The following is a 12,612-nucleotide window of genomic DNA, read 5'->3' as shown; positions in this document are numbered from 1 at the left end:
ATAGCTTCGCCTATTATACACGGTGCGTGACAAAAATTCCGCACGCCGACCGGTTATTGCGCTTTAAAAGCGTGTAAACGGTTGGTCGCCTTGGTCAGGCCATCCTTCAGCCACACCTCGGTGCAGCGTACCGCTTCGTCAACGGCCTCATCAATCAGCTTCTGTTCACTGGCGGGGGGCTTGCCCAGCACAAAACCGACAACTTTATTTTTATCGCCCGGATGGCCGATTCCCACGCGTAAGCGGTGAAAGTTCGGGTTATTGCCCAGCTTGCTGATGATGTCTTTCAGGCCATTATGGCCGCCGTGGCCGCCGCCCAGCTTGAACTTAGCCACGCCTGGCGGTAAGTCGAGCTCATCGTGGGCGACCAGGATTTCGTCCGGGTTGATGCGAAAGAAGGTCGCCATCGCGCCGACGGCTTTGCCGCTCAGGTTCATAAAGGTGGTCGGCACCAGCAGGCGGACATCCTCGCCGGCAAGGTTAATCCGCGAGGTGTAGCCGAAGAATTTGCTCTCTTCGCGCAGCGGCGCGCGGTGGCGTTCAGCCAGTAAATCCACGTACCAGGCGCCGGCGTTATGTCGCGTCGCCGCGTATTCAGCGCCGGGGTTCGCCAGGCCGACAATTAATTTTATGCTCACTTTTTTATCCTGCTTGGATCGTTCTCTGGCGCGTAGTGTACTGTCTGCGCGCGCGGTTGACAAAATTCTGCCAGCGAAACGCACCTGCCACAGATAATCACGGGTTTGAATAATTAGAATTTGATGTTGTTCAGTGGGTTATTTGTAAACTTTTGTTGGCAAGATGTTCGCTTCTGTGATCGTCCACGCAATCGCTATATTGGCCATTGTCTATACTACACCTATAAGATTTGGGGATATTCCCATGCAACCCAAGGTTCCGGAGGTGACATATGAAACGCAGAAACGCTTCGTTACTCGGTAATGTGCTGATGGGGTTGGGGTTGGTCGTCATGGTTGTCGGCGTTGGTTATTCTATTTTAAACCAGCTTCCGCAGCTTGACCTGCCGCAGTTTTTCGCACACGGCGCGATCTTGAGTATCTTTGTCGGCGCGGTACTGTGGCTGGCTGGCGCCCGTATCGGCGGTCATGAACAGGTTAGCGACAGATACTGGTGGGTTCGCCACTACGATAAACGCTGCCGCCGCGATCAGCATCGCCACAGCTGAGTGAATTCCAGACCGCCAGCCGTTGTGAACGGCTGGTGCGTTTTCATGCCGCCCGTTCAGGCTGCCCGCCTGTTGGTGTCTCAAATCCTCCTTTCTCTCTTCGTCTTTCTTCGGCACCGCCTGCCTAATACAATTCCTGTACAGAACGCTTGACCCTGACGTCACGTCAGGCAGCAGAGTGGCGCCACTGGTAAACGAAAGGAGCAGTCATGTTAATTCAGGTGGGTGAACTGGCGAAGCGCGCCGGCATAACCGTCCGCACGCTACATCACTATGAACAAACGGGACTGCTGACGCCTTCGGCCAGAAGCGCGGCGGGTTACCGGCTCTATAATCTGGCGGCCGTTCAGCGACTGCATATGATCAAAGCGCTGGCGCAGGCCGGGCTGGAACTCGCCACTATCAAGGACTATCTCGACCGGGACGCCTTCTCGCTGTCCGACCTGCTGGTCAAGCAGATCGCCACCCTCGACCGGCAGCTGCAAACCCTCTCCACGCTGCGCCAGCGCCTGGCGCTGCTGCGTGAAGAGCTGGACAGCGGAGACGAGCCCGACCTGGAGTCCTGGCTACAAACGCTGGAGCTGATGAAAATGTACGATCGCTGGTTTAGTCAACAGGAATTACAGGTGCTGCCGTTCGCAGAGCAGGATGCGCAGCGTAACCAGATATGGCTGGAGCTGGTAGGTGAAGCGCAGCAGCTTATGGGCGAACGCTGTCCGGCCGATGAGCCTCGGGCGATTGCGCTGGCCACCCGCTGGATGGCGCAGCTGGAGCAGGATACCGCCGGCAGGCCGGAGTTTCTGACTCGCCTGAATGAGATGCACGCCGCCGAACCGCAGATGCGCGAACAAACCGGGGTAACGCCGGAGATGATTGATTTCATTACCCGTGCTTTTGCCGAAAGCAAGCTGGCCATCTGGGCGCGCTATCTGAACGCCGAAGAGCTGGCTTTTACACGGCAGCACTATTTCGATCGCCTGATGGAGTGGCCGGCGCTGGTGGCCGAGCTGCATCGGGCCTGTCGTGAGAAGCGGGAGCCTGCCTCAGCGGAAGGTCAGCAGCTGGCGCAGCGCTGGCTGGCGCTGTTCCAGTCTTACGCGGGAAAGGATCCGCACACGCAGCAGAAGTTTCGTTATGCCATGGAGCGGGAGCCGCATTTGATGAAGGGAACGTGGATGACGCCGGAGGTGCTTGGCTGGCTTCAGCAGGCGATTGGCGTAATGATGCGGCAGGCGCCGGGGCCTGCCGCCGGGTAATTAAATATCCTCCAGCGCGGCGCTGCGGTCCGGGTAGAAGCTCAGGCGGCCCGGAATCGGCTTAACGCCTGCCCGCGCCAGGGTACGCAGGGGCTGAAATTCCAGGTTCGACACGCGTAGCTCACAGCCTTCCGGCAGCTTATTCACGAAGCGCTGGAAGGCATCCAGCCCGCCGGCATCCAGCACCGGCACCGCATCCCACTTCAGCACGACGATACGCTTGCCAGCAATCCGCGTTTCCAGATCGGTAAACAACCCTTCCGCGGCGGCGAAAAACAGCGGACCAATGACGCGCAGCACCAGTACGTCATCGGGAACCTCGACGTTGACCGGCGCGAGGCGGGTCATCCGCGCGATCCGGCGCATAAACAGCAGGGAAGCCAGCACAATACCGACGCTAATAGCGATGACCATATCAAACAGGACGGTCAGCGACATACACATCAGCATGACGATAATGTCGTCTTTTGGCGCATAGCGCAGCAGGTTAACGACCTTGTGCGCTTCGCTCATATTCCATGCCACCATCAGCAGCAGCGCCGCCATCGCGGAAAGCGGCAGCCAGGAGAGCAGAGGGGCAAGCACCAGCAGCGCCATGATCACCAGCAGCGCGTGGATCACGGCGGAAACCGGCGAGGTCGCCCCGGCGCGAACGTTGGCCGCCGAGCGGGCGATAGCGGCGGTGGCGGTAATGCCGCCGAAGAACGGCGCGACGATATTGCCGAGCCCCTGGCCAATCAGCTCGCTATTGGCCTTGTGTTTGGTGCCGGTCATGCCGTCCAGCACCACGGCGCACAGCAGGGACTCAATCGCCCCGAGCATGGCCATGGAAAACGCCGCCGGCAGCAGCGCCTGCAGCGAGGACCAGCTGAGGGTAAAGTCTGAACCGGGCATATCCCACGGCAGCACCAGCTGCGGCAGCAGCTGCGGAATACCGTTGCCCTGGCTGCCGTCGGCGAGAATATAGTGGAACTGAGAGCCGATGGTGGCGACGTGCCCGCCAAGCAGGTTGACCACGCCCATCACCGCGCAGCCCGCCAGCAGGGCCGGCAGGTGGCCCGGCAGACGAATCCCCAGACGCGGCCAGATAATCAGCGTGCCCAGCGTGACAACGCCGATGGCGGCATCGCCGGGGTTAATGGTCGGCAGCGCCATCGCCAGCGCGCCGACTTTCTGCAGATAATGTTCAGGCACGTGGGCCATCTGCAGACCGAGAAAATCTTTAATTTGCATGGTACCGATGGTGATACCGATCCCGGAGGTGAAGCCGAGGGTGACCGATAGCGGAATATACTCAATCAGGCGGCCAAAGCGCGCCAGGCCGAAAAGAATCAGGAAGATCCCCGACATCAAGGTGGCGACCAGCAGCCCGGCGAGCCCGAACTGCTGCGAGACCGGGTAGAGGATCACCACAAAAGCGGCGGTTGGACCGGACACGCTGAAGCGCGAGCCGCCGGTTAACGCAATCACGATCCCCGCCACCGCGGAGGTATAGAGACCGTACTGCGGCGCCACCCCGCTGCCAATTGCCAGCGCCATCGCCAGCGGGATAGCGATAATCCCGACGGTAATTCCGGCAATCACATCACGAGTAAACCGCGAAGCGGTATATTTTTCTTTCCAACAAGCGTCGATGAGGGCGCGGAAAGGCATCACATGTGAGGAAAATAATCTGTTCACAATAATGTTTCATCCATGAGCGCATCATCTGTCAACTAAATGGCAGGTGAAGGAGGCATCGGTCATTTCCACGTCATCCTTCGGGATGCCTCTGTGTTGGCTGCGTTCATTTATCCCGGTCTCGTACTGCCTGTACGCTGCCGGAGATTCATTCACTTGCCGCCTTGACGCATGCCGAATGATTTTGTGGAGAATAAAAGGTTCAGAGACAAAAAAACCCGCCGCAGCGGGTTTTTGAGCCGGGCTCGATTAATGTTCGAACATAGCAGAGATAGATTCTTCGTTGCTGATACGACGAATCGCTTCGGCCAGCATACCAGACAGCGTCAGAGTACGTACCTTTTCCAGCGCTTTGATTTCCGGCGTCAGCGGAATGGTATCGCAGACGACGAATTCGTCAATCACAGAGTTTTTGATGTTCTGGATGGCGTTGCCGGAGAAGATCGGGTGCGTGGCGTAGGCGAATACGCGTTTCGCGCCGCGCTCTTTCAGCGCTTCCGCAGCTTTACACAGGGTACCGCCGGTATCGATCATATCGTCAACCATTACGCAGTCACGGCCGGCGACGTCACCGATGATGTGCATCACCTGAGAAACGTTAGCGCGCGGACGGCGTTTGTCGATGATAGCCATATCGGTATCGTTCAGCAGCTTGGCGATAGCGCGAGCGCGAACCACGCCGCCGATGTCCGGAGAAACCACGATAGGGTTATCCAGGTTCAGCTGCAGCATATCTTCCAGCAGGATCGGGCTGCCGAATACGTTATCCACCGGAACGTCAAAGAAGCCCTGAATTTGTTCTGCGTGCAGGTCAACGGTCAGAACGCGGTCAACGCCGACGCTGGACAGGAAGTCAGCAACCACTTTCGCGGTGATAGGCACACGAGCAGAACGAACACGACGGTCCTGGCGAGCATAACCGAAGTAGGGGATAACAGCGGTGATACGACCTGCCGAAGCACGACGCAGAGCATCAACCATAACAACCAGTTCCATCAGGTTGTCGTTGGTGGGAGCACAAGTGGACTGGATGATGAAAATATCACCACCGCGTACGTTTTCATTGATTTGTACGCTGACTTCGCCGTCGCTAAAACGACCTACAGCGGCGTCGCCAAGAGAAGTGTACAGGCGGTTGGCAATACGTTGTGCTAGTTCCGGGGTGGCGTTACCAGCAAAAAGCTTCATATCAGGCACGAGAAGAACCTCAGGCATGCGTCCAGTGGTGGATGAAATGGGCCAAAAACGGTGCGGGTGGGCACGATTTCATCCAGGCGGTGTATTTAAAGAGCCCGATGCAACGTCTGGAACAGGGTGACGTTGTCACCGTAACTCAGTTTCCCCGGCGTTTTCACCAAATTTGCTATAATGAGCAGAACTTAGCGCAGCGCCTGCTTGAGCGGAGAGATATTAACACCTCGCGCTACGAAGCCATGCAGCCATGCCGGGGCTTTTTCAAGCACCTGACGAGCGGCGGATTCAGTGTCAAATTCAGCAAACACACATGCACCGGTGCCAGTCAGGCGCGACGGCGCATATTCTAACAGCCAGGAAAGCGCTGCATCAACCTCACGAAAACGTTTTCTTGCGATAACCTCGCAATCATTGCCGAATTTACATTTTAATAACGTATTAATTGACCTTGACGGGGTATTGCGCGGGAGTTCCGGATCGCGAAAAATGATCGGCGTGGGAATGCTCACTCCCGGATGGGCCACCAGATACCATTTTTCCTCCGGTTCGGCCGGGGTGAGAATTTCCCCGACGCCTTCGGCAAAGGCCGCATGGCCGCGCACGAACACCGGCACGTCGGCGCCCAGCTGCAGACCCAACGCCGCCAGCTCATCTTCCGAGAGATGGCAGCCCCATAAGTGATTCAGCGCCACCAGTACGGTCGCGGCGTTGGACGAACCGCCGCCGAGGCCGCCGCCCATCGGAAGAACCTTGTCGATGCTGATATCGGCGCCGCTGCTCGCAGGAAGCTTCCCGGCCTGGGCTGCGGCCTGCATTAAAAGCCTGGCCGCGCGAATAATCAGGTTCTCTTCATCCGGCACGCCGTCAACCGGCGTCAGCAGACGCAGCTGGCCATCGTCGCGCGGTTCAATCATCAGCGTGTCGCCATAATCCAGAAACTGAAACAGCGTCTGCAGGGTGTGGTAACCGTCGGCGCGCTGCCCGGTAATATACAAAAACAGATTCAGCTTTGCGGGAGAAGGCCAGCGGGTCATCATTTCACAATCCAGTTATCCATTTTCAGCTTGATGCGCTGACTGCCGTCGTTAAGCTCCATATTGGCCGGTAGCGAAGGTTTGGTGTCCGAGGTGTAGCCACCGTAGGTGACGTGCCAGGTTTTGCCGTTTTGCGTGTAGTTCAGCTCGCGCAGGCGGTACTGGTCGTCAAGCGAGTAGTCGGTGGCCTCGCCCGGCAGGCCAATAATCCACTGGCGCAGGCTGTTGAGCGGAATCGGCATGCCGGTCAGGCGGCCAATCATCTCTTCGGCGTCGGTCGCCGTGTAGGTCTGGCCTTTATTGTCAATCAGCTGCACGCTGCCCGGCTGGGCGGTTAACGACAGCTCGGTGCTGCCGAGGGGGTTAGTCAGCAGCAGGCGGTAGCGGTCCTGGCCGGTTTGCTGCCAGAAGAAGCGGGCATAGACTTTTTGCTCATCAGAAAGATAAGCAAAAGCGCCGCGCGTCTGGAACTGATTAAGATTGCGGACATCTTGCTGGTGCTGACGCCACTGTGGAGAATCCGGGCTTTTACCCGGCCCTTTCGGAGCATTAATCGCACAGGCGGTCAGAACGAGGCTTGCCAGCGGCAACAGGCGGAACAGTCGATTCATAATGATGACAAATCCTTGATGTCTACAGTGAAATGCGGCGAATGGGAGAAACAGGCGGCCGATTTGTGTAGCGGGTTACAATTATAACCATTAATGCTAGCGTTGCCGGACGGTAGCGTCTACGTTCAAGTTGTCTGAAATCAAAAAATTACCGTTAATGGCTATTACAGATTAGCTATTACTCCAAAAGGGGAGCCTCTCTTTTATTGATTACGCGCATCCTGTATGATGCCTGCAGACTAACCTTAGCAACGCTGGTACTACTCCCTCACAATGACGCTTTTAGCTCTTGGCATTAACCACAAAACAGCTCCTGTAGCGCTGCGAGAACGCGTAACGTTTTCGCCGGATACGCTCGATCAGGCGCTGGAGAGCTTGCTGGCCCAGCCAATGGTGCAGGGCGGGGTGGTGCTGTCGACCTGTAACCGCACGGAACTCTATCTCAGCGTCGAAGAGCAGGATAACCTTCAGGAAGTGCTTATCCGCTGGCTGTGCGACTACCACGGTTTAAATGAAGACGACCTGCGCAAAAGCCTCTACTGGCATCAGGACAACGAGGCGGTTAGCCATCTGATGCGCGTCGCCAGCGGCCTGGATTCGCTGGTGCTGGGCGAGCCGCAGATCCTCGGGCAGGTGAAAAAAGCCTTTGCCGACTCCAGCCGTGGTCACCTGAACGTTAGCGAGCTGGAGCGCATGTTCCAGAAGTCGTTCTCGGTGGCCAAACGCGTGCGTACCGAAACCGATATCGGCGCCAGCGCGGTCTCCGTGGCGTTTGCCGCCTGTACCCTGGCGCGACAAATCTTCGAATCACTCTCCAGCGTGACCGTGCTGCTGGTTGGCGCCGGTGAGACTATCGAGCTGGTGGCCCGCCATCTGCGCGAGCATAAGGTGCGCAAGATGGTGATTGCTAACCGCACCCGCGAGCGCGCTCAGGCGCTGGCCGATGAAGTCGGCGCGGAGGTGATCGCCCTGAGCGACATCGACGAACGGCTAAAAGAAGCGGATATCATTATTAGTTCTACCGCCAGCCCGCTGCCGATTATTGGCAAAGGGATGGTGGAGCGCGCGCTGAAGGCGCGCCGCAATCAGCCGATGCTGCTGGTGGATATCGCCGTTCCGCGCGATGTCGAACCGGAGGTTGGCAAGCTGGCGAACGCCTATCTCTACAGCGTGGACGATCTGCAAAACATCATTCAGCACAATCTGGCGCAGCGTAAAGCCGCGGCGGTGCAGGCGGAAACCATTGTCGAGCAGGAAGCCAGCGAATTTATGGCCTGGCTGCGCGCTCAGAGCGCCAGCGAGACTATCCGCGAATATCGCTCCCAGGCCGAACAGGTCCGCGAGGAGCTGACGGCAAAAGCGCTGGCTGCGCTCAATCAGGGCGGCGATGCGCAGGAAATCATGCAGGATCTGGCACGTAAGCTGACTAACCGCCTGATCCACTCGCCAACCAAATCTCTTCAGCAGGCCGCCCGTGACGGGGATGATGAACGCCTGCATATTCTGCGCAACAGCCTCGGGCTGGAATAGCGCACCTTTCTCTCTTTTTTAGGACAGGGTGAATTCACGCCTATGAAGCCTTCTATTGTTGCCAAACTGGAAGCCCTTTACGAACGCCATGAGGAAGTTCAGGCGCTACTCGGCGATGCCGCAACCATCGCCGATCAGGATAAATTTCGCGCATTGTCGCGCGAATACGCACAGCTGAGCGATGTCGCCCGCTGCTACACCGACTGGCGTCAGCTGCAGGATGATATCGAAGCCGCGCAGATGATGCTCGACGACCCGGAAATGCGCGAAATGGCGCAGGAAGAGCTGCGCGAAGCGAAAGAAAAGGGTGAGCAGATGGAGCAGCAGCTGCAGGTTCTGCTGCTGCCAAAAGACCCGGACGACGAGCGTAACGCGTTTGTTGAAGTTCGCGCCGGTACCGGCGGCGATGAAGCGGCGCTGTTCGCGGGCGATCTGTTCCGTATGTACAGCCGTTACGCGGAATCACGCCGCTGGCGCGTGGAAATCATGAGCGCCAACGAAGGCGAGCACGGCGGCTTTAAAGAAGTGATTGCCAAAATCAGCGGCGACGGCGTCTATGGGCGACTGAAGTTCGAATCCGGTGGCCATCGCGTACAGCGCGTACCGGCCACCGAATCCCAGGGGCGTATCCATACCTCCGCCTGCACAGTGGCGGTCATGCCGGAGCTGCCGGAAGCCGAAATGCCGGATATCAACCCGAGCGATCTGCGCATCGATACCTTCCGCTCCTCCGGCGCGGGCGGTCAGCACGTTAACACCACCGACTCGGCGATCCGTATTACCCACCTGCCGACCGGCATCGTCGTCGAGTGTCAGGACGAACGTTCTCAGCACAAAAACAAAGCCAAAGCGCTGTCGGTGCTTGGCGCGCGTATTCGCGCCGCGGAAGTCTCCAGGCGCCAGCAGGCGGAAGCCTCAGAGCGTCGTAACCTGCTGGGCAGCGGCGATCGCAGCGATCGTAACCGCACCTATAACTTTCCGCAGGGCCGCGTGACCGATCACCGCATCAACCTGACGCTTTACCGTCTGGACGAAGCGATGGAAGGCAAGCTGGATATGCTGATTGAGCCGATCGTTCAGGAATATCAGGCCGATCAGCTGGCCGCCCTTTCCGAGCAGGAATGATGACTTTTCAGCAGTGGCTGACGCAGGCCATCGTCCGCCTGAGCCAAAGTGAAAGCCCGCGCCGGGATGCCGAAATCCTGCTGGGTCACGTGACCGGCAGGGCGCGGACCTATATTCTCGCCTTTGGCGAAACGGCGCTGACGGCGGCGCAGGCCGCCGAGCTGGAAACGCTGCTCAGCCGTCGCGCCCTGGGCGAGCCGGTGGCTCATCTGGTGGGCCAGCGCGAATTCTGGTCGCTGCCGCTGTTCGTTTCTCCCGCCACGCTGATCCCGCGTCCGGATACCGAATGCCTGGTTGAACAGACGCTGGCGCGGTTATCCGACAAGCCGTGCCGCATTCTCGATCTCGGCACCGGCACCGGCGCCATCGCTCTGGCGCTGGCCAGCGAACGCCCCGATTGCCACGTCACCGCCGTTGACGTAATGCCCGACGCGGTGGCGCTGGCGGCGCGTAACGCTGAACATCTCGCTATCCCTAACGTCAGGATACTGCAAAGCCACTGGTTTAGCGCGCTCGCCGGGCAGCAGTTCGACATCATCGTCAGCAATCCGCCCTATATCGATGAAACCGACCCGCATCTTGCGCAGGGCGATGTGCGCTTTGAGCCGAAAACGGCGCTGGTCGCCGCCGATGGCGGTCTGGCCGATCTGGCGCATATCATCCGCGAAGGCCGCCGCTATCTGGCTGCCGGCGGCGTGATGCTGCTGGAACACGGCTGGACGCAGGGGGAAGCGGTGCGCGCAATCTTTCGCGCGGCGGGTTATGGCAATATTGCCACCTGTCGCGACTACGGAGACAACGAGCGTCTGACGCTCGGGCAATATCAGGGAGGCGTATGAATCTGTTTAACGCGGTACTGTATCTGCATATCGCCTGCGTGGTGGTTTCGGTGAGCCTGTTCGTGCTGCGCTACTGGTGGAGCTGGAGCGGAAACCGTCTGCTCGACCAGCGCTGGGTTCGTATCGCGCCGCACTGTAGCGATACGCTGCTGTTTCTCAGCGGCGCCGGATTAATGGCAATAACGCACTATCTGCCGTTTACCGAAGAGGGTACATGGCTGACTGAGAAGCTGTTTGGCGTTATCATTTATATCGCATTGGGATTTATCGCGCTGGGCCGTCGTCGCCAGCGCAGTCAGCAGAGCCGGTTTGTCGCCTTTCTGCTGGCCCTGGTGGTGTTGTTTATCATTATTCAACTCGCCATCACAAGAACACCGTTACTGGGGTAAGGCATGAGGTCGTTAGCTGATTTCGAATTTAATAAAGCGCCGTTATGCGACGGCATGGTCCTCATTTCTGAATTAATCCGCGACGATTTTCCGACGCACTATGTGCAGGATGAGCTGGAGCGGCTGCTGGGCCTGGCGCGTGAGGAGATTGCCTCTTCGTGGGACCAGGAGCGCCAGATAGAACGTCTGCTGGAGCTTTTCTATCATGACTGGGGCTTTAGCGATTCGCGCGGCGTTTACCGCCTGTCCGACGTGCTCTGGCTTGATAAAGTCCTGAACAATCGTCAGGGTAGCGCGGTATCGCTAGGCGCAATCCTGCTGTGGATTGCTCAGCGTCTGGCGCTGCCGGTGGTGCCGGTGATTTTTCCGACCCAGATGCTGCTGCGCGCCGACCCTGAAGAGAGCGAAGAGATGTGGCTCATTAATCCATTTAACGGCGAAACGCTCAACGAGCATACGCTGGAAGTGTGGCTGAAGGGCAATATTAGTCCGGTCGCCGAGCTGTTTAACGAAGACCTCGATGAAGCCGACAACGCGGAAGTGATCCGCAAGCTGCTCGACACGCTCAAATCGGCGCTGATGGAAGAGCGGCAGATGGAGCTGGCGTTACGGACCAGCGAAGCGCTGCTGCAGTTCAATCCGGAAGACCCGTACGAAATTCGCGACCGGGGACTGATATACGCCCAGCTGGATTGCGATCACGTGGCGCTGCAGGACCTCAGTTACTTCGTTGAACAGTGCCCGGAGGATCCCATCAGCGAGATGATCCGCGCGCAGATCAACACCATTTCGCACAAACAAATTACATTGCATTAGTCTGAAACCATTCCGGTTACACCCTGATAAGGCGAACTTATGAAACAAAAAGTGGTTAGCATTGGTGATATCAACGTAGCAAACGACCTGCCATTCGTGCTGTTTGGTGGCATGAACGTGCTGGAATCCCGCGATCTGGCGATGCGTATCTGCGAACACTACGTGACCGTCACGCAGAAGCTGGGCATTCCTTATGTGTTTAAAGCCTCTTTTGATAAAGCTAACCGTTCTTCCATCCACTCCTATCGCGGGCCGGGGCTGGAAGAAGGGATGAAGATTTTCCAGGAGCTGAAACAAACGTTCGGCGTGAAAATCATCACCGACGTTCACGAAGCCAGCCAGGCTCAGCCGGTCGCTGACGTGGTGGACGTTATTCAGCTGCCTGCGTTCCTCGCCCGTCAGACCGATCTGGTTGAAGCGATGGCGAAAACCGGCGCGGTGATCAACGTGAAAAAACCGCAGTTCGTGAGCCCGGGCCAGATGGGCAATATCGTCGATAAGTTTATCGAAGGCGGCAACGACAAAGTGATCCTTTGCGATCGCGGCGCGAACTTCGGCTACGATAACCTGGTCGTCGACATGCTGGGCTTTGGCGTGATGAAGAAAGCCTCCAATAACTCACCGGTTATCTTCGACGTTACTCACGCTCTGCAGTGCCGCGACCCGTTTGGCGCCGCTTCCGGCGGACGCCGCGCGCAGGTTGCCGAACTGGCGCGCGCCGGGATGGCGGTGGGTATCGCCGGCCTGTTTATTGAAGCGCATCCGGATCCGGAGCACGCGAAATGCGACGGTCCGTCCGCGCTGCCGCTGGATAAACTGGAGCCGTTCCTCAAGCAGATGAAAGCCATCGACGATCTGGTTAAAGGCTTCGATGAGCTCGATACCAGCAAGTAACCGTCGCTGAAATGACAAAAGCCTGCCCGTTGCAAAACCGGCAGGCTTTTTTATCTCC

13 protein-coding genes are annotated in these 12,612 nt (G+C 58.0%); 8 read left to right on the top strand and 5 right to left on the bottom strand.

What is annotated here, in order from left to right; translation table 11 throughout:
- Window positions 1–53 precede the first annotated feature (53 nt).
- Complete coding sequence (gene pth, locus ABLU96_RS16310) at window positions 54–638, bottom strand: aminoacyl-tRNA hydrolase (RefSeq protein WP_032749932.1); 585 nt, start codon at window positions 636–638, stop codon at window positions 54–56.
- A gap of 272 nt (window positions 639–910) precedes the next feature.
- Between pth and ychH the strand changes: the two genes are divergently transcribed.
- A complete protein-coding gene (ychH, locus tag ABLU96_RS16305; RefSeq protein WP_004103160.1) occupies window positions 911–1,186 on the top strand; it encodes a stress-induced protein YchH in 276 nt (91 codons plus the stop codon).
- Window positions 1,187–1,395: 209 nt separating this feature from the next.
- Window positions 1,396–2,442 (top strand): MerR family transcriptional regulator, encoded by a 1,047-nt coding sequence (locus tag ABLU96_RS16300; RefSeq protein WP_049083990.1) that lies wholly within the window; start codon window positions 1,396–1,398, stop codon window positions 2,440–2,442.
- Here ABLU96_RS16300 and dauA read toward each other — a convergent pair whose 3' ends face one another.
- The 4 genes from dauA to lolB form a co-directional block, all read right to left on the bottom strand.
- A complete protein-coding gene (gene dauA, locus ABLU96_RS16295) occupies window positions 2,443–4,122 on the bottom strand; it encodes a C4-dicarboxylic acid transporter DauA (protein ID WP_074189031.1) in 1,680 nt (559 codons plus the stop codon).
- A 249-nt stretch (window positions 4,123–4,371) separates the two neighbouring features.
- Window positions 4,372–5,319: a ribose-phosphate diphosphokinase gene (gene prs, locus ABLU96_RS16290; RefSeq protein WP_004103157.1), complete on the bottom strand. Its 948-nt coding sequence runs from the start codon at window positions 5,317–5,319 to the stop codon at window positions 4,372–4,374.
- 182 nt (window positions 5,320–5,501) lie between these two features.
- Window positions 5,502–6,350: a 4-(cytidine 5'-diphospho)-2-C-methyl-D-erythritol kinase gene (ispE, locus tag ABLU96_RS16285; protein ID WP_163520787.1), complete on the bottom strand. Its 849-nt coding sequence runs from the start codon at window positions 6,348–6,350 to the stop codon at window positions 5,502–5,504.
- Window positions 6,350–6,961: a lipoprotein insertase outer membrane protein LolB gene (gene lolB / locus ABLU96_RS16280; RefSeq protein WP_004851888.1), complete on the bottom strand. Its 612-nt coding sequence runs from the start codon at window positions 6,959–6,961 to the stop codon at window positions 6,350–6,352. Before lolB ends, ispE begins: the two co-directional genes overlap by 1 nt.
- Window positions 6,962–7,234: 273 nt before the next feature.
- Here lolB and hemA point away from each other — a divergent pair, with 273 nt between their 5' ends.
- The 6 genes from hemA to kdsA are packed head-to-tail and all read left to right on the top strand — an operon-like array spanning window position 7,235 to window position 12,554.
- Window positions 7,235–8,491 (top strand): glutamyl-tRNA reductase, encoded by a 1,257-nt coding sequence (hemA, locus tag ABLU96_RS16275; protein ID WP_004851885.1) that lies wholly within the window; start codon window positions 7,235–7,237, stop codon window positions 8,489–8,491.
- A gap of 42 nt (window positions 8,492–8,533) precedes the next feature.
- The gene (prfA, locus tag ABLU96_RS16270; RefSeq protein WP_004851884.1) at window positions 8,534–9,616 is read left to right on the top strand and encodes a peptide chain release factor 1; all 1,083 of its coding nucleotides are present in this window, start codon (window positions 8,534–8,536) and stop codon (window positions 9,614–9,616) included.
- Window positions 9,616–10,455 (top strand): peptide chain release factor N(5)-glutamine methyltransferase, encoded by an 840-nt coding sequence (prmC, locus tag ABLU96_RS16265; protein ID WP_057173984.1) that lies wholly within the window; start codon window positions 9,616–9,618, stop codon window positions 10,453–10,455. Before prfA ends, prmC begins: the two co-directional genes overlap by 1 nt.
- Complete coding sequence (gene sirB2 / locus ABLU96_RS16260; RefSeq protein ID WP_004851880.1) at window positions 10,452–10,844, top strand: invasion regulator SirB2; 393 nt, start codon at window positions 10,452–10,454, stop codon at window positions 10,842–10,844. Before prmC ends, sirB2 begins: the two co-directional genes overlap by 4 nt.
- Window positions 10,845–10,847: 3 nt before the next feature.
- Window positions 10,848–11,660 carry an invasion regulator SirB1 gene (gene sirB1 / locus ABLU96_RS16255; RefSeq protein WP_057173985.1) on the top strand — a complete coding sequence of 271 codons (813 nt, stop codon included), beginning with the start codon at window positions 10,848–10,850 and terminating at the stop codon, window positions 11,658–11,660.
- A 39-nt stretch (window positions 11,661–11,699) separates the two neighbouring features.
- Window positions 11,700–12,554: a 3-deoxy-8-phosphooctulonate synthase gene (kdsA, locus tag ABLU96_RS16250; protein ID WP_004851877.1), complete on the top strand. Its 855-nt coding sequence runs from the start codon at window positions 11,700–11,702 to the stop codon at window positions 12,552–12,554.
- Window positions 12,555–12,612 lie beyond the last annotated feature (58 nt).

Origin of the sequence: Klebsiella sp. CN_Kp106 (genome assembly GCF_040064575.1) — a bacterium.
In the GTDB taxonomy this organism is placed as follows: domain Bacteria; phylum Pseudomonadota; class Gammaproteobacteria; order Enterobacterales; family Enterobacteriaceae; genus Klebsiella; species Klebsiella michiganensis.
Note: the sequence above shows the minus strand (reverse complement) of the source record. Positions and strands in the feature narration are given on the sequence as shown.